This window comes from Candidatus Methylopumilus planktonicus (genome assembly GCF_000981505.1).
GTDB lineage: Bacteria > Pseudomonadota > Gammaproteobacteria > Burkholderiales > Methylophilaceae > Methylopumilus > Methylopumilus planktonicus.
In genome coordinates this window covers 432,665-454,741 of the sequence record NZ_LN827929.1, presented here as the reverse complement: position 1 = coordinate 454,741, position 22,077 = coordinate 432,665, and the positions used below count along the sequence as shown (strand labels likewise).

23 protein-coding genes and 1 tRNA gene are annotated in these 22,077 nt (G+C 34.3%); 3 read left to right on the top strand and 21 right to left on the bottom strand.

The window, feature by feature from the left end:
* Nucleotides 1-53 precede the first annotated feature (53 nt).
* The 7 genes from BN1208_RS02550 to BN1208_RS02520 form a co-directional block, all read right to left on the bottom strand.
* A complete protein-coding gene (locus BN1208_RS02550) occupies nucleotides 54-923 on the bottom strand; it encodes a Bpu10I family restriction endonuclease (protein ID WP_046487589.1) in 870 nt (289 codons plus the stop codon).
* A gap of 3 nt (nucleotides 924-926) precedes the next feature.
* A complete protein-coding gene (locus BN1208_RS02545) occupies nucleotides 927-2,114 on the bottom strand; it encodes a DNA cytosine methyltransferase (RefSeq protein ID WP_046487586.1) in 1,188 nt (395 codons plus the stop codon).
* 21 nt (nucleotides 2,115-2,135) lie between these two features.
* Complete coding sequence (locus BN1208_RS02540) at nucleotides 2,136-2,315, bottom strand: hypothetical protein (RefSeq protein ID WP_156157766.1); 180 nt, start codon at nucleotides 2,313-2,315, stop codon at nucleotides 2,136-2,138.
* A 2-nt stretch (nucleotides 2,316-2,317) separates the two neighbouring features.
* Nucleotides 2,318-2,509, bottom strand: a complete 192-nt coding sequence (locus tag BN1208_RS02535) for a hypothetical protein (RefSeq protein ID WP_046487583.1) — start codon at nucleotides 2,507-2,509, stop codon at nucleotides 2,318-2,320.
* Between the two features lie 19 nt (nucleotides 2,510-2,528).
* Nucleotides 2,529-3,437 (bottom strand): tetratricopeptide repeat protein, encoded by a 909-nt coding sequence (locus BN1208_RS02530; RefSeq protein WP_046487581.1) that lies wholly within the window; start codon nucleotides 3,435-3,437, stop codon nucleotides 2,529-2,531.
* 192 nt (nucleotides 3,438-3,629) lie between these two features.
* The gene (locus tag BN1208_RS02525; protein ID WP_046487579.1) at nucleotides 3,630-4,598 is read right to left on the bottom strand and encodes a helix-turn-helix transcriptional regulator; all 969 of its coding nucleotides are present in this window, start codon (nucleotides 4,596-4,598) and stop codon (nucleotides 3,630-3,632) included.
* The gene (locus BN1208_RS02520) at nucleotides 4,591-4,782 is read right to left on the bottom strand and encodes a hypothetical protein (RefSeq protein WP_046487577.1); all 192 of its coding nucleotides are present in this window, start codon (nucleotides 4,780-4,782) and stop codon (nucleotides 4,591-4,593) included. The genes BN1208_RS02525 and BN1208_RS02520 overlap by 8 nt, the downstream gene beginning before the upstream one ends.
* Nucleotides 4,783-5,664: 882 nt before the next feature.
* Between BN1208_RS02520 and BN1208_RS02505 the strand changes: the two genes are divergently transcribed.
* Nucleotides 5,665-7,608, top strand: a complete 1,944-nt coding sequence (locus tag BN1208_RS02505; RefSeq protein WP_046487573.1) for a DUF2779 domain-containing protein — start codon at nucleotides 5,665-5,667, stop codon at nucleotides 7,606-7,608.
* 26 nt (nucleotides 7,609-7,634) lie between these two features.
* On the opposite strand, the gene BN1208_RS02500 is transcribed toward BN1208_RS02505, so the two are convergent.
* From BN1208_RS02500 to BN1208_RS02480, 4 genes are all read right to left on the bottom strand, one after another.
* Nucleotides 7,635-8,789, bottom strand: a complete 1,155-nt coding sequence (locus BN1208_RS02500) for a hypothetical protein (protein WP_156157765.1) — start codon at nucleotides 8,787-8,789, stop codon at nucleotides 7,635-7,637.
* Complete coding sequence (locus BN1208_RS02495; protein WP_162197757.1) at nucleotides 8,770-9,804, bottom strand: DNA cytosine methyltransferase; 1,035 nt, start codon at nucleotides 9,802-9,804, stop codon at nucleotides 8,770-8,772. Before BN1208_RS02495 ends, BN1208_RS02500 begins: the two co-directional genes overlap by 20 nt.
* Nucleotides 9,801-10,823, bottom strand: a complete 1,023-nt coding sequence (locus BN1208_RS02490) for a DNA cytosine methyltransferase (RefSeq protein ID WP_052734616.1) — start codon at nucleotides 10,821-10,823, stop codon at nucleotides 9,801-9,803. The genes BN1208_RS02495 and BN1208_RS02490 overlap by 4 nt, the downstream gene beginning before the upstream one ends.
* 956 nt (nucleotides 10,824-11,779) lie before the next feature.
* A complete protein-coding gene (locus BN1208_RS02480) occupies nucleotides 11,780-13,012 on the bottom strand; it encodes a tyrosine-type recombinase/integrase (RefSeq protein ID WP_046487565.1) in 1,233 nt (410 codons plus the stop codon).
* A 222-nt stretch (nucleotides 13,013-13,234) separates the two neighbouring features.
* On the opposite strand from BN1208_RS02480, the gene BN1208_RS02475 reads away from it, so the two are divergent.
* Nucleotides 13,235-13,549, top strand: coding sequence for a hypothetical protein (locus BN1208_RS02475; protein WP_046487563.1), 315 nt, complete (start codon nucleotides 13,235-13,237; stop codon nucleotides 13,547-13,549).
* A 4-nt stretch (nucleotides 13,550-13,553) separates the two neighbouring features.
* Here BN1208_RS02475 and BN1208_RS02470 read toward each other — a convergent pair whose 3' ends face one another.
* Complete coding sequence (locus tag BN1208_RS02470) at nucleotides 13,554-13,934, bottom strand: surface-adhesin E family protein (RefSeq protein WP_046487561.1); 381 nt, start codon at nucleotides 13,932-13,934, stop codon at nucleotides 13,554-13,556.
* A gap of 119 nt (nucleotides 13,935-14,053) precedes the next feature.
* Between BN1208_RS02470 and BN1208_RS02465 the strand changes: the two genes are divergently transcribed.
* Complete coding sequence (locus BN1208_RS02465) at nucleotides 14,054-15,058, top strand: Gfo/Idh/MocA family protein (protein ID WP_046487558.1); 1,005 nt, start codon at nucleotides 14,054-14,056, stop codon at nucleotides 15,056-15,058.
* Nucleotides 15,059-15,116: 58 nt separating this feature from the next.
* On the opposite strand, the gene pqqA is transcribed toward BN1208_RS02465, so the two are convergent.
* The 9 genes from pqqA to rplT all read right to left on the bottom strand — a co-directional run bounded on the left by pqqA (nucleotide 15,117) and on the right by rplT (nucleotide 22,072).
* Nucleotides 15,117-15,188, bottom strand: a complete 72-nt coding sequence (pqqA, locus tag BN1208_RS07190) for a pyrroloquinoline quinone precursor peptide PqqA (RefSeq protein WP_012777389.1) — start codon at nucleotides 15,186-15,188, stop codon at nucleotides 15,117-15,119.
* A 554-nt stretch (nucleotides 15,189-15,742) separates the two neighbouring features.
* Complete coding sequence (locus BN1208_RS02455; protein WP_046487555.1) at nucleotides 15,743-16,042, bottom strand: hypothetical protein; 300 nt, start codon at nucleotides 16,040-16,042, stop codon at nucleotides 15,743-15,745.
* A 19-nt stretch (nucleotides 16,043-16,061) separates the two neighbouring features.
* Nucleotides 16,062-17,273: a nucleoside recognition domain-containing protein gene (locus BN1208_RS02450; RefSeq protein WP_231854587.1), complete on the bottom strand. Its 1,212-nt coding sequence runs from the start codon at nucleotides 17,271-17,273 to the stop codon at nucleotides 16,062-16,064.
* A 169-nt stretch (nucleotides 17,274-17,442) separates the two neighbouring features.
* Nucleotides 17,443-17,519: transfer RNA gene (locus BN1208_RS02445), tRNA-Pro, on the bottom strand.
* A gap of 20 nt (nucleotides 17,520-17,539) precedes the next feature.
* The gene (locus BN1208_RS02440; protein WP_046487550.1) at nucleotides 17,540-17,980 is read right to left on the bottom strand and encodes a MerR family transcriptional regulator; all 441 of its coding nucleotides are present in this window, start codon (nucleotides 17,978-17,980) and stop codon (nucleotides 17,540-17,542) included.
* Nucleotides 17,964-18,266: an integration host factor subunit alpha gene (locus BN1208_RS02435; protein WP_046487548.1), complete on the bottom strand. Its 303-nt coding sequence runs from the start codon at nucleotides 18,264-18,266 to the stop codon at nucleotides 17,964-17,966. Before BN1208_RS02435 ends, BN1208_RS02440 begins: the two co-directional genes overlap by 17 nt.
* 35 nt (nucleotides 18,267-18,301) lie before the next feature.
* Nucleotides 18,302-20,653 (bottom strand): phenylalanine--tRNA ligase subunit beta, encoded by a 2,352-nt coding sequence (gene pheT, locus BN1208_RS02430; RefSeq protein WP_046487546.1) that lies wholly within the window; start codon nucleotides 20,651-20,653, stop codon nucleotides 18,302-18,304.
* A 12-nt stretch (nucleotides 20,654-20,665) separates the two neighbouring features.
* Nucleotides 20,666-21,649, bottom strand: a complete 984-nt coding sequence (pheS, locus tag BN1208_RS02425; protein ID WP_046487544.1) for a phenylalanine--tRNA ligase subunit alpha — start codon at nucleotides 21,647-21,649, stop codon at nucleotides 20,666-20,668.
* Between the two features lie 60 nt (nucleotides 21,650-21,709).
* Nucleotides 21,710-22,072, bottom strand: a complete 363-nt coding sequence (rplT, locus tag BN1208_RS02420) for a 50S ribosomal protein L20 (protein WP_028817793.1) — start codon at nucleotides 22,070-22,072, stop codon at nucleotides 21,710-21,712.
* Nucleotides 22,073-22,077: the final 5 nt, after the last annotated feature.

Below are 22,077 nucleotides of genomic sequence, written 5' to 3'. Positions count from 1 at the left end.
GCAAGCTGAATCAAATCGGCGTTAATTAAATTATATAACAAATGCTATAAAAGCTAAATCAAAAAACCTTTTTCAAGGCCATGTGAAATTCCACCTTCCCAATCATGAATTAAGAAATTCCTAACAGTAAAAAAACAATGCTCTATTACATCACTATAAATTGGATTCTTAACGTAATCAATGTCATACCGAAATTCTCGATCTGTATTTTTTTGCTTTCTTAAAACATAAATTTGGTCAATTTTATATTTCTTTAGGTTAACCGACTCAGTTAATTTTAACCATTCAGCGACCACTATATACAAAGCGTTTGGATTTTTCTGTTTTAATTGCTCTGCAGCTGTAGAAGCGTCTTGTAACATTGTTTTATCTAAATATGTTTTACATTCAATTGCGACAGCGGGTATATCCCAGTCATGTAATTCTATTTCGTCAGATCCACGACAACTCATTTCTGCCTTAACGCTTGTACCAATCGCAAAGTCATGATCTTTTTTTTCAATTAAAGCATTAGGTTTTTTTATTAATGAATCAAATGAATTAGCTCTAAAAAAAAGATCCTTAAAAGAGTGAGACTTTCCAATCAAAGCGTAAGGGGAAATATGTGCAACTAAATCTCTAAAAAGGTAATACATAAATTCTTCAAGCACTGAGGAGTGCAAATTTGATCGCGAGTCAAATTTTTCAGCAAAATGCTGCTGATCTAAGAAATCTTTATATTCATTTAGCAAAGAAACACGATCTTCAATAATCTTTGAATCTTTTTCATCCGTTTTATTTAATGGTCCAATTAAAGTTTCATTCTTTTTTTTCCAACTATTATATTTCTCTCGTATTTCAACTAAATATTTTTTAGAATCTTTATCTTGATATTTAGTTTGATGCTGTTCTTTTTGTTCCAGATTATTTCCGTGAACTAACATTAGTTACTCCATTTGTTTTAATATATTTTTAGCAATCGCTTTAGCTAAAAAAGGTGGTACAGCATTACCTATTTGATTGTACTGACACAAATGCTTTTCCTCAAGCCTACCCTCTTTTTGAAGAAGTTTATGGCTAACGATAGTTGGCTTACCCTTGAATACGAACCAATCAGGAAAGGTTTGTATTCTTGCACCTTCACGAGCAGTGAAATTCCTATTTTTGTATGGATGTACAAAATTAGCATAAAATGAAGCGGGAATAGTATGGCAAGGTTTTTCAGGATACATTCTCCTATTATTTTGATCGAAACTCTTTTCAGAAAATTCTAATGAATTTCTTTTTAAAGGTCTTAAATGATCTGGGGCATCACTTGAAGAGTCGCCCCACTTCATTGAGGAAAACCTTTCTACAAGTCGTTTGGAGTGATTCATGGCTTTATGGTTGAATAAAATTTTACTGCCTATTCTCATTGTTTTTTGAAATTTATTTATTGCAGGTAATGTATATTGTAAAACTTCACCGCCTTCTCTAGCCTCCAATTCTGGAAGGTCTGAAATTGCATCCCATAATGTTGGACAAGAATCTAATTTATTTGTAAATAAATCTTTAGTATTGTTTATACAATGAGTTGGTTCTGGAAAAAAACTCTTTAATTTTATCTTTGATGCAACAACAAATAATCTTTTTCTAATTTGAGGCACACCATAGCTAGTCGCTTCGAGAACTTTATGTTGCACGTCATAACCAAGTTTTTCTAACTCTTGCGTAATGATAGTTAAAACAAACTCGCCATTTTGTGTTCTTGAATTAATCAGATTAGGAACATTTTCCATAATCATTACTTGAGGGTTAAGGATTTTTCCGATCCTCAGAAATTCTTCAAAGAGACTATTTCTAGGGTCTTTTGGATCGCCACTTTTTTTATTTGCAATCGAATAGCCTTGACATGGTGGACCACCCAGAACAATATCTATTTTTGACTTTCCAAATAATTCTCTAATCTTACTGTCATTTAATTTTTTTATATCTGAATGTATAACCTTAGCCTTGGGATGGTTTGCTTTGAAAGTTTCGCATGCCCATAAATCAGATTCAATAGCGCCAATAACTTCAGCACCTGCCATTTGAAAACCTAGGCTAAAACCGCCTGCACCAGAAAAAGTATCTAAAACTTTTGCTTTTTTTTTCATTTAATTATTTAATTTCATAATTTATTGCCAATCTTTTAATTCTTGAGCTTCAATTCCATCAAGCCCCTCGGAGCTATTGGGCATTAATTTTCTTTTTGCATGAAGGTTTTCAAATATTTGAATGGCCTCATCTTTACTTTCGGCTTTTATGGTTTCTGAATATCCTAACACTTCATAAGCCATTACTTTATATTTTTGCATAATTATCCCTTTTTGGACTTCCATTGATGACCACATTTTAAACATTGTCTATTTGGATTGTCTGGATAAATAATGCATCCACCTAATACAATTTCTTTTTTTTGAGCTGACTCCATCATTCCATCGCCAGGATAGCCATACAATATCTGAACTGCTTCTTTTTTCTTACATTCTGGACATATATATTTGCTCATTTATTAAACTCTCTTTTTATTAATGCTCTATGTATGTTTTATTTAGCATTTGCTCAATATCTTGAATATACATTTTTGATTTTTTATATCCATTTTCTTGTGACTTTTTAAACCACTCTAATGCAACTTCTAAATCTTGAGTTAAGTCACCATTAAAATACATTAGGCCGATGGTGTATTGCGACATAGCGCTTCCTTGCTCGGCTGCTTTTAAGTACCATTCAAAAGCTTTTTGTATATCTTTTTGAACAAATTTTGCATTGTAGTAATAAGCACCTAAATTATGTTGAGCCATCATGATTCCATTTTCAGCAGCATGTTTATATAAATTAAATGCTAATTCATCATTAATTTCACAGCCTCTCCCATACTCAAACATGTTGGCTGCATTGTATGCTGACTCAACACAGCCTTCTTTTAGAGCTTGAACATACAAATTTAATGCCTCTTTATATTCGCCAGTTTCCATATACATATCAGCGCGGTATCGTTTTGCCTCAGTACTGCCCATTTCTATTGCCCATACATAATATCCAGATGCAGTAAATCTATTTTTCTTATCTTTATCAAATTGATAAATCTTTCCTAATAGAAAACATGCATAAGCACTTCCTTGACCTTGTGCTTTTTCTAAAAACTTTATTGCTTTATCAATATCTTTTAAAACGCCATCCCCATTCATGTATTGATAGCCAAGAATTGTTTGTGCATCTACTAAATTTTGATTTGCTGATTTAATAAACCATTGGCTAGCTATAGTATGATTGCTTTCTACTTTTCTTCCGTAGTAATAAAAACAACCTATTAAATATTGAGCTCTAGAATCACCTTCATTTGCTTTTAATAGAAGGTCCTCATAAGCATCATCAATTGAATTTATATTGCTATCTGCAACTTTAAATAACTCTTTTGTTTGTATACTTCCCATTTCTAAATAACTTTCAATTTAATAATTAAACTGTTTAATTCTTTTTCAAATTATTTAAATACGCTTGCTATTTACTCTCCAATATTCCCTGATGTTTGACCTTTCAATTCGTTTAAGGCTGTATTGGTTTGCAAAGAAAATGACATACAACTCTTTCTTTAAATATTCTAATAAATTCATATCTATTCCTTTTTAGTAATTTCTCACTGCCTCAATGAGTATTTTGTGAATCTTTTCTTTTAGTTCTTTAGGCTCTAAAACTTTTACATCAGATCCATATTTCATAATATCCATAATTAATTCCGGGTCTTGACTATAAGGAAATGTTAATTGATATGATCCGTCGTCTTGAAATTCACCTTTTTGTTTAGGGTGCCATTTTTCAGATGAAACCCATCTAGCTCTTTCTGGCGTAAATTTTAAAGTTACCCATTTGATATTAGAGCCAGAAAATATTCCATAACCTTCACTTAAAGTTTCATCAAGCTTCTTGTCTGAAATATCTTCGGCTTTAGTTTCTAACGTTTCTTTGCATTTGACGGAGTCCACGGAGAAACTTCTAATATCACTCTTTAAATGACACCATGCATCTAGATACCAATTACCTTTGTAATACACCAAGCGTTGAGGTGATATTTCTCGAGTCGTTGTTTCATCTGTGCTTCTTGCATGGTAATCAATGATCAATCTTTTACGTTTTAATAATGCTGAGCCTATAACTTGAAAATGTTCCAAATTAAATTGTCGATTTCCTATAACTTCAACTTTTATTCTTTTGTTTATTTCATCTATTGAATCTTCTTTTGTTCCAAGTATTCCTGTTAGGCGTGATAGTAGTGGTTTTATGTGAGGCCCTATTAATCCTCCTGAGTCTATACCAGCTAACAAATGTTGCATTGTCATCAGCGCATGAATTTCTTCAGCGCTAAACCATAATCCAGGTAATTCATACTTAATGCCTGGCCCTTGAGTTTCAAATCTGTACGTTTCGCTATCTCTATCAAAGATAATTGGTGCATTTAAGCTATCTCTCATAAATTGAATATCTCTTTTTACCGTAGATTTAGAAACCTCAAGTCTTTTAATTAAATCAGCCATGTTTATATTTTGTTTGCTGTTCAATATTTGATCAATTTTGTATAGACGCTCTCTATTACTCATCTTTTGATTCCTCTAGATACAATTTGTCATTCTCATCTTCTGCAAGTATAAAAAATCGATCATCACGAATGCCTACACCTTTTATGTATTTACCAGGTTCACAAAGTTTTAATATCGCTATCTTTTCTAAATCTTTATCTGGAATACATGGATCTTCCACATTTTTTAGTTGATATATTTTCATTTGATTTTTCCTTAATAAGAGCATCTTCTACCATCATAGGCTCACAGAATGAGCCTGCCAATTAATTTTTATATTTCCTTTGAATCGAAACAATAGCTTGATTTATAGGAGGCTCATTTATTGAGCCTTTGTAGCTTTAAGATGGTAAAAAAGTTATAGGAGAAACACGTGAGTATTCATGAAGTTATATTAATTGGCTGTCTTTTTTTAGTGATTGTGACGACTTAAACTATGCTCAAAAACCCCTCAAAAACCGCTGAAGATCTTATTAATTATTGCTTATCTGAAGGGAGAATTTGTCCCAAAAGGAAGGTATGGGACCTATTAAATCATCTATATCTGGGCACAAAACCTCGGGTTTTAAGAAATAAGAGCAGGGTAGGAGTTCCAGTATTAACAGCTGAATCACCCTTTGCTGAGAAATTTAAGAAATCATTTCGCTTAAGAATCATCATTTCGTTCGCTGATAGACATAATCAGATTGATTTAGTTGATAGGTTGATACGATCTTTGGGAAAAGATGAATGGCATTATTTTGGAGATTATAGAAAGCTTATATGAAAAGATTACAAATTCTCTATTACATATCCCACGTAAATACATGGGAACTTTTAATCTATTTTATGCCTGTCATGTCAATTTTTTGTATAGCAATAGCACATCTTAAGATATTTAGTTACGCTAGAGGCGAAAGTAAAACTAGTGAAACTAATAGAGTATATTGGGCATTGAGATATATGGTTATATTCAATTTAATAACCTTACTAATGATTTCCTTAAGATATATAGATTTACATGAGCCGCCTGAAAAAGATTTAATTTTTAAAAAAACAAACCAAATATCTTCTAATTTATTATAAATAACAGAATATACTTAAATTTATGAAACCACGATATTTAACAAAATCTAGATTTATTACAGCTGCCAGTTGCCCAACTAAATTATTCTATGTTAATAAAAATGAATATAAAAACATAAAGAATGAAGATTCTTTTCTTGCTTCTTTAGCTGAAGGCGGTTATCAAGTAGGAGCACTAGCTAAGTATCTCTTTAAAAATGGAATAGAAGTAACAGAGAGAGAACATGAGCATGCAATTTTAAAAACAACAACTCTTCTGCAATCTGACTCAGTTGTTATTTTTGAAGCCGCTATAAAATTTGATAATTTCTTTATTCGTGTTGATGCGCTTGAGAAAAAAGGAGATCAATTTTTTATATATGAAGCCAAAGCAAAATCATATAACTCTATTGCCCCTGAAATTGAAGGTGCTAAGGGTGGAATACTAAAAGGGATGTTGCCTTATCTACAAGATGTTGCATTTCAAACATTTGTTTTAAAAAAAGCCTATCCAGAAATGAGTGTTAATTCATTTTTAGTAATGCCCGATAAATCTAAACATACTCGCATCAATAAATTAAATCAGATATTTAAGCTTTCTCAAGATAATAAAATTTCCATTGTGGTTCCACCTGATATCGATCTTTTCAATGAAGCGCAAAATCTCCTTACAAAAGTCAATGTAGATAAATATGTAAATCAAATTCTTACAAATGTTATTGAAGCTACAGGAGCCTCCTTACCCTTTGAGAAGGCAGCATATTTATGGGCAGATCATTATGCAAATGATTTAAAGATAACTCCTAGCCTGGGAGGTCACTGCAAGAAATGTGAGTTTAAAGCTTCACCAAATGATCAATTAAAAAGCGGATTTCATGAATGTTGGAAAGAAACTCTCAATTGGCATGATTCTGACTTTAATGATGGGCTTGTCCTAGACTTGTATGATTACAGAAAAAAAGATGATTTGATTAGTAAAGGCATTTACAAGTTAAAACAAGTTACACGTGATGATTTTCCATCTTTTGACGATGAGCCTGGCATAGAAGGATTAAGCAGACCTCAAAGACAATGGCTTCAAGTAGGCCAAATTCCAGATGGGTATGATCATGGTGGATTCTATTTTGATAAAGAATATTTTCAAGTTCAAATGTCTAATTGGAAATATCCCTTCCATTTAATCGACTTTGAAACAACTAAAGTAGCATTGCCTTTTTACAATGGTATGAGACCCTACCAATCTCTCGCATTTCAATTTTCTCATCATGTTATGGAATCAGATGGTTCTATCAGGCATGCAAATGAATTTTTATGTGCTGACCCTGGTGATTTTCCAAGTTATAAATTTGTAAGGGCTTTAAAAGAATGTTTAGAGGTTGATGATGGATCGGTATTTATGTGGAGCCATCATGAAAATACTATTCTAACTGCAATTATGAACCAATTAAATGAAGACAAAAATTCACCTGAAGATAAAAATGAGCTCATATCTTTTATTAAAACAATCATTAAGGATGGTGAAAGAATGATGATTGACCTATGTAAAATTTCTGATAAAGCTTTTTTTTACAAGGATACAAACGGGAGCAACTCATTAAAGAAAGCGCTTCCGGCAGTATTTAAAATATCTCAAAACTTAAGGGAAATATACAGCAAGCCTATATATGGATCTCCAAAAGGAATTCATAGTATTAACTTTAATTCAGAAGAGGGTTTTACTTGGATCCGAGATGATGGAAATTATGACCCTTATTTCCAATTGAAAGAGTTAGCCAAAGACATGCTTCCTGTTGATATTGATGATATCGAAGAAAATGACGCAAGCATTATTGCTGAAGGCGGGGCTGCTGCTATGGCTTATTCACGGTTACAATTTGAAGACCTAGATAATGAAAATAGACAGAGAATTAAGAATTCGTTACTACGTTATTGCGAATTAGATACTCTAGCAATGATTATGGTTTTACAAGCATGGAAAAGTTTTTAACACGAAATATGTTTTGGTGAAAATTATTATCTAATTAGAGATGTAATCCTTGATATGTTAAATTTAATACCATAACCTCTCTCAAAGTATTGATCATTTTTTACATTTGTTAAATGTAATTTATTCCATAGTTTGGGCTCATCTCTTATAAATGAGTTTTTATTGCCTGTAGTAACTCTTCCTGGCTTTCTTTGGGGAATCAAACCTTGTTTATCGAGCCAGGTTTCAAACCCTCCAAAAAAGGATTTACTACTTTGCAATTCTTCAGCATCTCTTGCCAAACTATTTTGGTAATTTTCTAATTGGATTATCAGGTCGAGGTGCTGTCCTCTTGTTAAAATAATTCGCGCTATTTCATCCAAAAATACCGCACTATTTGGTTTGAAAATTTTACCAATTTTAAGCAAGTCATAGCCTTCCTCTGTTAGGTCTCCAGAATCCTGTTCGATGAGCCCTAGTCTAAATAATGGGATTTTATAATTTTGTTTGTGCTGAGAAAATCCAGAATTTACTCTTCTTGGCTCCCCTTCCCATGTGCAAACTTTTCCATTTGCAAGCTCTTTTTGGAAGTCTGGCCAAACATAATCCGTATAAATATCAGGTGATTTACCTCTATGAATATCTGATAATTCTAATAGTCTATAGAGCTCAGTATCACTTGTATCTCTCCACCAGGTCCAAAAAACTCCACCTGAATCTTCAGATTTTTTATTTGGCGGAATTTCAGATCTTTTATTATTAATTGATCTTATTAAACTTAAAGAACCCGGATCACCTGATAAAAGTCTCGATTCGTCATAAGCAAAAATAGCTACGGGGGAATTTGAAAGAACTTCAAGTTTGGACGTTTTACTCAAATAGTCTGCAATACTAAATCTGTCATTGGACATTACCGGAACAATCAAGGCTGAATAGTCTGCAAAATTTAAATATGTATACGCCTGTCCAAGACCAGTTACATACTCTCGTTTTTGCTGGCCTGGCGGCTTAAATTCAAACGCCCAAGTATAATTGTTGTCATAATCTAATAATTGGAAATCAGCTAAAGGCCAGCCTGAAGTGCCAATCCTTCTAATATTTTTAGAAAAGATCTGTTGAAAATCACCTTTTCCAGACGGTCCTAAATCTTTTAGAATTTGCATGCAACAAATTCCAGCTAAATTATCGTGTAGTGTTGCCATATTTTTTTTCGTATAAATTCAATATTTGACCAAATGATTCGGCTAAAAGTGGCGGAACAGCATTTCCAACTTGAATACACTGTTCTTGGCGAGTTCCAAAAAAAATACATCTATCAGGGAAGGTTTGAATTCTTGCTGCTTCTCTTACTGTAAGAGATCTTGGTTGTGTTGGGTGTATAGGAAATGCATTATGTCCAGGTACAATTGTACCTGAGACTTTATAACGAGATAATCTTTGATAAATATGGCTAAAATTTTTAATTTTATTATCCTTAAAATCAGACCTTGAACCGTACGCTAACTTTTTTGGAAGTGCTTTTATATCAAGCTTGCCGCCTTCTTTTATAAAAGCATATCTACCTTTAACAATTTCATTATGATTTATAGGGACATGATTAGGGAAATTATTTTCCTTGCCAACTAGGTCCATAATTGCATCTCCAACTGTAGTAGTTTTTTGATTAATCTTTGGTGATGGTAATGTCAAATCAATATTATCGTCTAACGACCCAATCATAAAAAATCTTTTTCTTCTTTGTGGCACCCCAAAATCTTGGGCATCTAATGTACCGCTGCAAATATTTTTATAACCAAAATCATTAAAAAGTTTATAAAGTCTTTTTATTGTGTTTTCGAATTTTTCGCCTTTAATACCATGAACATTCTCAAGAATAAAATATTTAGGTTTAATTTCAGCAATGATATTTGCAAAAGCTAAAACTAATTGATTTCGAGGGTCTTTTATATTTTGATTGCCCATTGAGCTAAATCCCTGACATGGAGGACCTCCGACAACTAGATCAATTTTTACATTTTTATTGCCAATCTGCTCATAGATAAATTCAGATGAGATCTGAGATAGGTCAACTTCCGAAAAGTATTTTTTTCCAAAATAACTTGAAAAAGCTTCCCCAGCAGATTTCCAATTATCAAATCCCTTTAGCAGTTTATGCCCTTTTTTTGTTAGCCCAATAGAAAAGCCTCCGGCACCACAAAATAAATCTATAAAGTTCATATTAAAAATCTTTTTAAATGAAAGGCCCATGCTGCAGCTAAATTTACTGGCACTGCATTTCCAACTTGAAGGCACTGGCTTTGTCTATTCCCTGTAAAAATAAAATTGTCAGGGAAGGTTTGAATTCTTGCTGCTTCTCTTACTGTTAAGGAGCGATTAAGCCATGGATGAATAGGAAAAGCGTTATGACCAGGGACCATAGTAAGTGAAGGTGCTTTTCTATCCAATCTTTTAAATGTGTTGCCAAAATTTCTTCTATAAATATCAGGGGATAATTTATCTTCTGGTAATCGTCCTCCCTCAGGAATAAGTTTGTACCTTCTGATATTTTTTTCGCCGTGATTTAAGGGTTCATGATTACTTATTTGCTTTTCTTTCCCTGCCAAATCTGAAATTGCTTCTTTAACTGTTTGCATTTGTTTTAATTTAACTTTAGTTGATAGTTTTTTTGGTGGGCCAATTTCGCTTATATTTTTTTTCCTTGCGACAATAAAAACTCTTTTTCTGAATTGTGGAACTCCAAAATTAACAGCGTCAAGTAGGTAGGATTCTATTTCGTATCCAATATCCTGAAATGATGATTTAACTAACTCGAATACTTTGCCTTTATTAAAGCTCATAAACCCAGAAACATTTTCAAATAATACAACTCTTGGTTTGATTTCATTTACCACCCTAACAAAATCCTTAAATAAATAATTTCTCTCATCGAATTTTTTTCTAATTTCAATTTTTGATGAGGATCTAGCTCCAATAGTAGAAAATCCTTTACAAGGCGGCCCCCCTATTATTAAATCGACTTTCTTAACATTAAATGTTTTTAATATATCTTTAGTGTTAAGTTTTCTTATGTCTTCACAAATGTAATTTACATTTGGATAATTCAAGTTGTATGTTTTTTTACAGTCAGCGTCTATGTCTATAGCTCCAACCACATCATAACCTGCAGCTTTAAAACCTAGGCTTAGCCCACCAACGCCTGCGAACAAATCGATAACTTTAATTCCTTTTTTTTTCAATTTTTTAATTGCTTTCTTTATTCTTAATGAGATTTTTTACTTATAGGGTAAATTTACTTTTTTTATTTGAGAATTTAGCTTTCATTGCTTCCAATTGCTTTTCTAAACTCTTAAATATTTTGATTACATCTTCCTCTGTATATTCGTAGGTACTTTTGTTGGAGCAATTTCCTAATATACGAATCTTTTCTAGCAGTTCATTTGTTCTTTTGGTGGCAACTCTTTTGAATTTCTCGCTTCTAGACTCCATAATTTCCCCAAATAGTCAAAATATATGCTATAATAGTAACTGTATTTTTTATCTTATACAAGATATATTTTTGTAAGTTATATAAAATATGCCTTAATTTACATGAAGTTAGCTCATTTATTGTACAATTGTCACGGTCTTTAGTTCTATGTAAGTTGTTGTTTTATATATGTAATGCATAGATAACTCCAGTCTTATGAACTAACTTTTTGATAAATTGTTAAATATTGCACTGAAAACAGTACCTAAATATGCCTCTAAAACGCACGTAAAGGGGTCTAGAACGCATTTTCTATTGATGGGTAATACCAACATAGCCAAAGAGGTACTTTTGATAGAAAACCGAGGTCTTTTTTTAGTTTTTGTTAACACGTGAATTCCTTGTTGATTTTCTACAAGGAAGATTAAGTTCTAATAATTATGATTAATAAGCGGACTATAGAGTCCGCATTAGTTATTGATGATAGTAGTTAAGTAGTTATGTGATTACATAATTAATAATTAATAATTAATAATTAATATAATTATTATTATTATTATTATTAAATATATTTATAGTTATTTAATAATAGTTATAGTTATTTAATAATAGAACTAATAAACTAATATATTATTAATTAATAATTAATTTATATATATTATTAATAATAATTATATTAATAATAGCTGTCTTAAGATTTCACTTAAGACATGTCCGTTATCTAGTTTAGTTGTAAGCTTGTGGAAATAAAGCGTCTTGTATATCCGTTAGTATCTTTCTCAATCTTTCAGGGTCACCCTGAATGTACCTTGAAGTAACAGTTCCTCTAGCGTGATTTAAAACTAAGCCAATTGAATTTATATCGTAGTTAAGTTCTGAAGCAACTGTAGCAACAGTTCTTCTAAGATCATGTGCTGTGAAGTCGAATCCAACCTGATTAGAAACCCTTGCAAATACTCGACTTGCAGTCATATGCTGATGTTTGTTTATTGAACTTGGAAAGACGTGTTTCTTTGTTCCATACAGAGTAAAACGTCTATTAAATAAATCTTCTGTAGCATCAGTCATTGGTAGGGTGTGATCTTTTCCGTTCTTGGTGTTAAACGCTGTAAATTCTCTATTCTCAAAATCAACGTCAGCCCATTTTAATGAGAGTGCTTCATCGAGTCTTAACCCTGTGTATATGAGTAACAAAATAAGATCAGCATCATCTTTGTTAGTTTTAATTGGATAATCTGGATCCTCAGGGATTGCAAAGAAATTATAAAGTTTAGATCTCTCCAAACCATTCAAATATCTTTCTCTTGGTTTAAGTACTTTTCTTACTCTTCTTCTCTTAAGATAAGAACATGGATTACCATGAGGGAGCATTAAGTTTCCATCAATATCATCTTCTGTAAACATATTAAACACAGCACTTAAATATCTAAAGGCTCTTTGCGCCTCACCCAATCCTATTTCATTTTCATATGTTTTGATCTTAATGCCATTCTCATCACGGAATTTATCTCGAGCTTTCTTTTTCCGCACCACATCTTGTTTAATATCTTTAAAGCGTCTTAAGACATCGGCTTTTGTAATGCTGCCTAAAGGCTTATTAAGCCAATCACCAAATCTTCTTTTGAATGTAGAAAGTGCATCTAATTTTGTCTTAGGTTTCCAATCTACTGTATTTGCATATTCATCAATAGCATCTTGCAATGTGAATGAATTTATTTGACGTAATCTTTCTTGTTTTCTTCGATCATCGATTGGACGATTACCTAATGCAAGTTCCGCTAACACTTGTTTAGCTATTCTTCTTGCATCTTGCACTGTAAATTGTTCAATGCTCCCAATGGTATGCGTAACAACTTTACCGCCACGTTGGCGAGCAATCACAGCCCACACATTGGGTGAGTTTTCCCTTTTACGCTGGTATAAACCCTTTACTTTAGGGTCTTTTATAGCGCTTGGCATAAGTGATAAATTGACAACATATAGACAACATTTTATGTCTAGACAACACAAAAAGCAACATGTATAATGTTTATAACTATATGATTTTAAATATGATTAAATTTGATAGCAAGACTCTTAATCCGTTTGTCGCGAGTTCGACCCTCGCATCCCCCACCACTAATATTAGTTTTTTTCTCATAATCTCTATTAAAATTTAATCTTGTAAACTAAGGAACAACAATGGCTACTGCCGTAATTATTAAACATCCAAATTCAGGCATGATCAAAATTGGTTACTATGGTTTTAGTTGGACATATCTTTTTTTTGGTTGGTTTGTGCCGCTTTTTCGAGGTGAATTAGGTGTTGCGGCACTTCATATGCTTTTTTCAATTATCACACTGGGACTGTGGCAGATTATTGTGGCTTTTTTATACAACAGACAATATATGACACGTATGTTTATGACTGGATGGGTCTTAGCAGACTCTGAAGGTAATAATGAAATGGCCGCTCAAAGGCTTGGTGTTGTATTACCTAAACGCGGACGTAAATAAAACTCTATTTCTTTTTGTTGCAGACACGCTTTAAATATAAATCATTAAGCGTTTTAGGTTTAATGACTTGCCAATCGAGCGCCTCCCCCTTATTAAATAAAGCATGACCCTGGCCCATCGATTCTGGGTACAAAGCATAAGCTAGAATTCTCATTTTTCGAGCTTTACAATCAAACTCCGATCTATTTTTAATAGATCGATATTGAATATTTTTTATAGTTTGGAGTTCAGCATAATTTTGCAAATACCAGACTCTCGCTTTGTGCCCACTTTTACTCATGAGCACATAATCCATGTAATGATCAGCATCATCTTGGTGAATTAAAGACCAATCAGCAAAAGACTTAATAGGAAAAAGAAATAAGAAAAGAAGTATAAATTTCATGGGTCAAATGATCTCATTTAATAACCCTTTTCTCAACCTGAAATTTCTTAGAAATGATGGCTTGTTTATTCACTGAAGGCTGATCATAATAAAACATCGTTTAATTTAAGATTATAAAAATGGAAAAAGTGCTTTGGGGCATTCTAGGAGCTGCGCGAGTCAATGAGCGCCTTCTTCCAGCTATTGTTAATAGTCCTTTTGGTGAGCTCGTTGCTATTGGAAGTAGGAGACAGAATGCAGCGGCAGAATGCTTGGAAAAATACCAGCCCGCACTTGTAGGTAATGTTCAAACCTTCAATTCATTAGATGAAGTAATTAATCATCCTGATATAGACGCTATTTATATTCCACTTTCGAACGAAGAGCATACCGAGCCCGCTCTTAAAGCAATCAATAATAAAAAACATGTGCTCATAGAAAAGCCGATCACACTTCATTCAAAAGAAGTTGAATTAATTCAGGAGGCGGCTGACAAAAATCATGTCAAAGTAATGGAAGGTTTTATGTACGTCTTTCATCCACAGTTTGATCGTATAAATGAAATCATTAGCTCAGGATTGTTAGGTGATGTTCAGTATGTGCATTCTATGTTTTCTTTTCCAATCCAGCCTGCACGTTTTTATCGTATCGATCGATCGATTGAAAATGGTGGTGGCGCTCTCTGGGACATTGGGCCCTATGCTATTCATACAATTCGACAATGCTTTGATCAGAACCCCTTATCAGTTGTTGCAACAAGCCATCTTAACGATCATGGGGCAGATTTAACTACTTCGGGCATGATTGATTTTGGTCTTAATCGACGTGCGCAATTTGATATTAGCTTTGAATGTGTGAGACGCTCTCAATTTGAAATCTTTGGGTCTAAAGGGAAACTAATGTGCCATACCGTATGGCAACATGAAAATGATGAGGCACAATTAACCCTTACAACAGATGCAGATGGCTCAAAGAATGAGCGTATTGAAAAAGCTAATCACTTTACACTTGAAATTGATCATTTTAATCAATGCATCATTAATAACACTGTGCCCAAACTTTCTCTAGGTGATGCGCTTTGGAATACAAAGGTATTAGAAGCAATTCAAGCCTCCATTAAAACAAAAGCCTGGGTTAATTTTTAAAATGATTAAAAACAAAAAAAGCCCGCATTAAGCGGGCTTTTTTATTAAATCTGAATAATTATTTATTCATTACATACATTGTAACTTCGAAACCGAAACGCATTTCAGTAGCAGCTGGAGTTGTCCACATGATGTTGATCCTTTTATTAAGTTAATGAGAAAGTACTTATATGTAATATTACTCGGACTTAAAAAGTAAACACCTTGAGGATCATGAATGAGGTCTAATGAAAATCATGAGAGAAATGACACTAAACCGGGTAAATTACAAAAAAACTATATAAATCAATAGGTTATAAAATTAAACCTTAGCTGGTTTAGGTTGTGGTTTTTTACCTTTAGATTCTTTTCTTTTATCTTTACTGCCCATATATCGCCTCTTTAATAGGTTGATTAAATGATTATTGTATACGAAAGCTTAGGCCTTCAGCCGCTTCTTAATTTCTTTTTCATACTCGGGGAAATAGTGAGAAATGACCTTTAAATCAAACTGAGAAAGTATGGAGTTATTCGATTCTCGCTCTAACAAAAATTCAAAGGACGCTTGAATTAAATATTCACAAGAAAACTTACCATCAGTTAATAGCTTATAGAAATCATTTGAGACATGAACCTTATGATGAGTGATTGAGTTCGATTCAACCATTACTTCAAAATCGGATCCCTTAATTAATTTAACGGTAATCATTTACGTTTTGTTATCGCACGTTTGCCCCATCTTCTTACAAGAAGATAAAGAATGAGAAAAGAAAAAACTACAAAAGCAATTCTGATCGGAAGATAGGTCAGATCAGAAAATATATATTGGAAAAATACATAGGGAGTTAAAAGGATTGCAGAAATAACGCGCGCCCAATATAGGTTTTTTAAGTGCTTACTTTTTTTATTTTTTTGATAAATTTTCCAAGAAAGGAATGCAAAAGAAAAAGCAGCTATTAAAAACAAAATACCGCCATACATAATCATCATGAATGTATTCATCATTTATTCCTATTAAATAATTTTATCCAAAAAACCAATAACAAACAGCAATAGAAGCTAAGACTCCCACAAGGTCTGCAAATAATGCGCAAGTAACTGCATGTCGTGCACGCTGAATACCAACTGCACCAAAATAAACTGCTAAAACATAAAAAGTAGTTTCAGTACTACCTTGCACAGTTGCTGCTAAAAGTGACGGAAAGCTATCCACGCCATGTGTTGTCATAGTATCAATGAGCATAGCTCTTGCAGCACTTCCAGAAAATGGTTTCACAAGTGCTGTAGGTAATGCATCTACAAAACGTGTATCCCAGTTAAAACTATTCGCTAGATAACGAATCATATCTAATACAACATCAAGCGCACCTGATGCTCGAAGAACACCAACTGCACATAACATCGCAACTAGGTAAGGTAGTAAATTTTTAGAGACATCAAAACCTTCTTTAGCGCCCTCAATGAATGACTCATAGACTGGTACCCGTTTTAAAATACCTATCAGTAGAAAGGTGATAATCAATCCGAAAAGGACAGCATTGCCTAAGAAAGATGAGAATGCGCCTAATGCCGCTGCTGATAAGTGGCTTAAAAATAAGATAAGCGTACTTAATAAAGTTGCAATTGCTAACATCCATGTGATGACTACCGGATCGTTTAATTTAATTCGCTGAGCGAAAGCAACTGAGAAGAAGCCGGCCATGGTAGAAGCACTTGTCGCTAAAAGAATAGGTAAAAATACGAGCGTGGGATCTAACGCACCTTGCTGTGCACGATACATAAAAATCGACACGGGAAGTAAAGTAAGTGATGAAGCATTCATAACTAAAAAAAGAATCTGTGCATTACTTGCAATCTTTGGTGTCGGATTAAGTGATTGCAATGACCACATCGCTTTTAACCCAATAGGTGTCGCAGCATTATCAAGACCTAATCCATTTGCAATAAAATTCATGGTGATCAGACCTGCAGCTGGATGATTTTTAGGAACCTCAGGCATGAGTCGCCTAAAAAGCGGTGAAAGCCAAGATGCTATCTTTTCAACTAAACCTGCGTGTTCAGCAATCTTTAAAAAACCTAGCCAAAGAGTGAGTGTTCCAAAAAGTAATACCATTACTTCTACGGATAACTTTGCCATGGAGAAAAGGCTATCCACCATGTGAGCAAAAACTTCAGCGTTACCTTGACCCACCCATCTCCATATTGCACTTAATAAAGCAATAAAGAAAAAGCTCACCCACAACGTATTTAATATCGAACCATTTCGATGGTGTGTGCTTTTGTTTTTAGAGGATTGATTGGATTTTATAATGGGCCACCTGATAAAATTTAATAGGCTTAAAAATGATGTATGAAAATTATAAGGCTAAGAAATCTATTTTTGAAAACTAATTCATCGCTTTAATTGGTCGGAGCGGTGAGATTCGAACTCACGACCCCTTGCACCCCATGCAAGTACGCTACCAGGCTGCGCTACGCCCCGAAAATTAAAACAGTGATGAATTACTTTTTAAGCAGATCTATGATACTGAGCAATTCGTCTTTAATCGACTTTAAATTAAGGCCGGCAAGAGAATTGGATTGATTGAGATTCTCCAAAGGCAACTCCACTTGACCCTGTTTAGTCACTTGAAGCTCTTTAGGCAACTCAGCTTGCTTTACTTCTTTAACAAAATTTTTATCACTCAGTCGCTGTTTAGCGCCTTGAATAGTAAAACCTTCGTCATGCAGAAGTTCTCTAATTTTACGAATGAGAAGAACTTCAGGTAATTGATAATAACGTCGATTACCACGTCGCTTGACATCTTTGAGCTGATCAAACTCCTGCTCCCAATATCGCAGCACATGAGCTTTGACGAGACAAAGCTCACTTACCTCTCCAATTGCAAAATATCTCTTTGAAGGTATTTCAGGTAAGACGGGGGATTTAAGCTTTCTTTCCAGAGTAGTTCTCTTCTACATTGCTTTTTAGTTTTTGGCTTGCGTGAAAAGTAACCACACGTCTTGCTTTGATTGGAATCTCTTCACCCGTTTTAGGATTGCGGCCTGGTCTTTCTGATTTTTTTCTTAGTTCAAAATTGCCAAAACCAGATAGTTTGATACTGTCGCCATTTTCCAGTGCGTTGCGAATTTCTTCAAAAAAAGCTTCAACCAGATCTTTGGCTTCACGCTTATTTAAACCTACCCGGTCAAATAGAATTTCAGATAAATCTGCTTTAGTTAATGTCATAACGGCCTACTTTTAATTCGGTATTAAATATGGGATTAGTTGCGGAGCGTTGCGCCAAATTGTTTTTCAAGTAATTTAACGATTTTTGATACAGAAGAATCAGCTTCACTATCAACTAATGTCTTTGAAGTATCCTGCATAAGTATCAGAAATGCAACACTTTTTTTGTTTTCAGCGATGCCTTTCCCTTGGTAAAGATCAAATAAAGCTATTCTATTTAAGTATGGGATTTTAGCCTTATACACTGCATCTAAAATTGAATTTACTTCAACTGATTCATCTACCACGACGGCAATATCTCGTCTTACAGGCAAGAATTTTGAGATATCTTCGTATTTAAACGCTTTATCTTCTAAAAGCTTCTCTATTTTTAATTCAAAGATAAAGGGGGTCTTGGGAAGAGAAAAGTGTTGCTGCCATTTCGGATGTAATTTACCCACCCAACCTATCGACTGGCCTTCTAAAAAGACTTCTGCCGACTGTCCTGGATGATGGGCTAAAGGTGTTTTGTCAGTTTTTTGGAATATAAGGTGTTTGGATGTTAATGCTTCAACATGAGCTTTGATATCATAGAAATCAATATCACGTATCTTGTCAGCCCATTGCTCAGGCATAAAGCTACCGTAACTTAATCCCGATATCACTTCAGTCTCAATAAAATCTTTTTTTGTGCCTTGGAAAGTTTGTGCAATTTCAAAAATATTTAATCGCGATACTTGTCGGTTTAAATTGTAAGTTAATACTTCTAGGTGACTGCCCCACAATGATGATCGCATCGTTGACATCTGACTTGCAATTGGATTTTGTAATTGAATGGGATTCGAATTGCCATGCAATGATTTCTCAATATCATTTTCAATGAAACTGTAAGTCACTACTTCATAAAAGCCGCGAGATGTAAGAGCGTTTTTAAGGTCTCGCTGACAAACTCCAGAAGTTGGTAACATCGTTTGATGACTGACAGGTTGATGAGAAGGTATTTTGTCGTAACCATACAAGCGAACGACTTCTTCAATAAGATCTTCTTCAATCGCAATATCAAATCGATAAGAAGGTGGTATAACTTTAAATCCTTCGATTGTCTTGTTGACCTCAAAACCTAACTGATGAAAAATACGCTCAACATCTTGGCTCGGTACTTGAATACCTAAAATAGCATTTAATTTTTTAAGTCTGAGATGAATTTCATTTCGCGAAGGTAAAACATTTAAAACTTCGGTGATCTCACCTGCCTCACCACCACAATACTCAATCATAAGAGATGAAGCGCGCTCTAACGCAAGACGTGTGTTTGCAAAATCAACGCCTCGTTCAAAACGATAAGATGAATCTGTCGATAAATTATAAGCTCTTGCTTTACCAGCGATCACGATAGGATCAAAGAAAGCACTCTCTAAGAAAATAGTTTGAGAAGTTTCAGTCACCGACGATGATATCCCACCCATCACACCGGCAAATGCAATCACACCTGAACTGTCTGCAATGACCAAATCTTTTTTAGATAATTTAATTTTTGTATCGTTAAGTAAATGAATAGGCTCTTCAGCCTTGGCAAATCTCACTACGATATCACCTTGCAATTTGTCATGATCGAATGCGTGAAGTGGCTGTCCAATTTCAAGTAACACATAATTAGTGATGTCAACAATAGGACTGATTGATTTAATATTGGAGCGTTCGAGTCTCGATACCACCCAATCAGGCAATGTTTTTGTGTTGTCTACATTCTTAATGATGCGGCCACAGTATCGTGGGCATGCTGACTTTTCTTCAACAACAACATTTTTCTTTTCACTTTGCTTGATGGGATTCACTTCATAATCGATGGGTGAAAGTGAAGATGTGGTAATGGCAGCGATTTCTCGAGCGACACCCCATAGACTCAAACAATCACTTCGGTTTGGCGTTAATTTTAATGTCGTAATCTGATCGTTAAGATCAAGTGCTACTCTTAAATCAGAGCCATTCTTTAAATCATGACTCAATTCTAAAATACCTTCAGCTTCTTTAGTTAATCCTAATTCCTTTAATGAACAAAGCATGCCGAATGATTCAACGCCACGCACTTTTGCTTCCTTAATATCTATTAAAGGTAATTTAGCTCCCACTAATGCGCATGCCACTTTAATACCTTGTCTTGCATTTGATGCACCACATACAATTTGTAATGTCTTATCACCAATATTGACATCGCATACCTGAAGTCGATCTGCATCAGGATGTTTTTTAATCGACACAATCTCACCTACGACAACGTGACTAAAATTGGCCCCTAGGGGATGAGAGTCATCAACATCTAAGCCTGCCATGATCATGACATAATTAAGCGCATCACTATCCAGTGATGTATTCACATATGACCTTAACCAGTTTTCAGAAAATTGCATATTGAGAAATCTTTAAATAAATTGCTGAAGAAAACGTAAGTCGTTATTAAAAAAGTGACGTAAATCATTCACGCCGAAACGTAACATTGTTAAACGCTCTACGCCTAAACCAAAAGCAAATCCTTGGTGCTGATTTGAGTCGATGCCTACATGTTTAAATACTTCTGGATGCACCATACCGCACCCACCAATCTCAAGCCAACCGCCCTTCCAGCTCATATCCATTTCAGCAGAAGGTTCTGTAAATGGAAAATATGAAGGTCTGAAGCGCACTTTTAAATCTTTATTCTCAAAAAAGTTTTGGAGAAAATCTTCGATGACACCTTTAAGGTCTGCGAAGCTTACTTGTTGGTCAACCCACAAACCTTCAACTTGATGAAACATCGGTGAATGTGTGGCATCTGAATCAACGCGATAAACGCGACCCGGCGAAATAATTTTTAATGGTGGTTTATTTTTTTCTAAATGACGAATTTGCACAGGGGATGTATGTGTTCTTAATACATAGGATTCATCAATATAAAATGTGTCATGCATCGCACGTGCTGGATGTGACTCTGGAATATTAAGCGCTGTGAAATTATAAAAGTCAGATTCAATTTGTGGTCCATGTGCCACTGAGAAACCGATGGAATGAAAGAGCGATTCAATGCGATGAAGTGTTTGTGTGACTGGATGAAGGCTACCTCGATCTTCTTTTCTTGAAGGTAAAGTCACATCTAATGATTCCTCTGCAAGCTGTTTAGCTTGTGAGGCATTCAAAATAGCATCTCGTCTTTTTTCTAGCACTTCTTCAACACCTTGTTTAACGACATTGATCTCAGCACCGACTTTAGGTCTTTCTTCCGCAGATAATTTACCTAATGATTTAAGTGCCTCAGTTAAGACGCCACTTTTACCTAAGTATTTGGCTTTTGCTTGATCAAGGTCCGTCACAGATTGGCACTGATCAAAATCTTCACTGGCTTCTTTTAAAGTATGTTCTAGATTATTCATTAACTATTATTTTAATAAAAAAAAGGAGGCTAGAAGCCTCCTTTTAAAAATTAATAATTTTTATGCTGCTCCTGAACCAGATTTAGCAATTTCGACAAACTTAGCAAAAGCTGCTTTATCGAATACCGCCATATCTGCTAACACCTTACGATCCACTTCAACAGAAGCTTTCTTAAGGCCATTCATGAAACGGCTATATGTAAGACCACATTCACGAGATGCTGCGTTAATACGCGCAATCCATAGTGTTCTAAATTGACGTTTTTTCTGACGACGGTCACGGTATGCGTACTGACCTGCCTTCATCACTGCTTGTTTAGCTATGCGGTATACGTTTTTACGACGGCCGCGATAACCTTTAGCAAGTGCTAAAACTTTTTTATGTTTCGCTCTAGCGGTGACACCACGTTTTACTCTAGGCATATTAT

What these genes read in the sequence shown, in the direction of transcription:
- BN1208_RS02550 (WP_046487589.1), bottom strand. Translation starts at nt 923, where the DNA reads ATGTTAGTTCACGGAAATAATCTGGAACAAAAAGAACAGCATCAAACT.
- BN1208_RS02545 (WP_046487586.1), bottom strand. Translation starts at nt 2,114, where the DNA reads ATGAAAAAAAAAGCAAAAGTTTTAGATACTTTTTCTGGTGCAGGCGGT.
- BN1208_RS02540 (WP_156157766.1), bottom strand. Translation starts at nt 2,315, where the DNA reads ATGCAAAAATATAAAGTAATGGCTTATGAAGTGTTAGGATATTCAGAA.
- BN1208_RS02535 (WP_046487583.1), bottom strand. Translation starts at nt 2,509, where the DNA reads ATGAGCAAATATATATGTCCAGAATGTAAGAAAAAAGAAGCAGTTCAG.
- BN1208_RS02530 (WP_046487581.1), bottom strand. Translation starts at nt 3,437, where the DNA reads ATGGGAAGTATACAAACAAAAGAGTTATTTAAAGTTGCAGATAGCAAT.
- BN1208_RS02525 (WP_046487579.1), bottom strand. Translation starts at nt 4,598, where the DNA reads ATGAGTAATAGAGAGCGTCTATACAAAATTGATCAAATATTGAACAGC.
- BN1208_RS02520 (WP_046487577.1), bottom strand. Translation starts at nt 4,782, where the DNA reads ATGAAAATATATCAACTAAAAAATGTGGAAGATCCATGTATTCCAGAT.
- BN1208_RS02505 (WP_046487573.1), top strand. Translation starts at nt 5,665, where the DNA reads ATGAAACCACGATATTTAACAAAATCTAGATTTATTACAGCTGCCAGT.
- BN1208_RS02500 (WP_156157765.1), bottom strand. Translation starts at nt 8,789, where the DNA reads ATGGCAACACTACACGATAATTTAGCTGGAATTTGTTGCATGCAAATT.
- BN1208_RS02495 (WP_162197757.1), bottom strand. Translation starts at nt 9,804, where the DNA reads ATGAACTTTATAGATTTATTTTGTGGTGCCGGAGGCTTTTCTATTGGG.
- BN1208_RS02480 (WP_046487565.1), bottom strand. Translation starts at nt 13,012, where the DNA reads ATGCCAAGCGCTATAAAAGACCCTAAAGTAAAGGGTTTATACCAGCGT.
- BN1208_RS02475 (WP_046487563.1), top strand. Translation starts at nt 13,235, where the DNA reads ATGGCTACTGCCGTAATTATTAAACATCCAAATTCAGGCATGATCAAA.
- BN1208_RS02470 (WP_046487561.1), bottom strand. Translation starts at nt 13,934, where the DNA reads ATGAAATTTATACTTCTTTTCTTATTTCTTTTTCCTATTAAGTCTTTT.
- BN1208_RS02465 (WP_046487558.1), top strand. Translation starts at nt 14,054, where the DNA reads ATGGAAAAAGTGCTTTGGGGCATTCTAGGAGCTGCGCGAGTCAATGAG.
- BN1208_RS02455 (WP_046487555.1), bottom strand. Translation starts at nt 16,042, where the DNA reads ATGATGAATACATTCATGATGATTATGTATGGCGGTATTTTGTTTTTA.
- BN1208_RS02435 (WP_046487548.1), bottom strand. Translation starts at nt 18,266, where the DNA reads ATGACATTAACTAAAGCAGATTTATCTGAAATTCTATTTGACCGGGTA.
- pheT (WP_046487546.1), bottom strand. Translation starts at nt 20,653, where the DNA reads ATGCAATTTTCTGAAAACTGGTTAAGGTCATATGTGAATACATCACTG.
- pheS (WP_046487544.1), bottom strand. Translation starts at nt 21,649, where the DNA reads ATGAATAATCTAGAACATACTTTAAAAGAAGCCAGTGAAGATTTTGAT.
- rplT (WP_028817793.1), bottom strand. Translation starts at nt 22,072, where the DNA reads ATGCCTAGAGTAAAACGTGGTGTCACCGCTAGAGCGAAACATAAAAAA.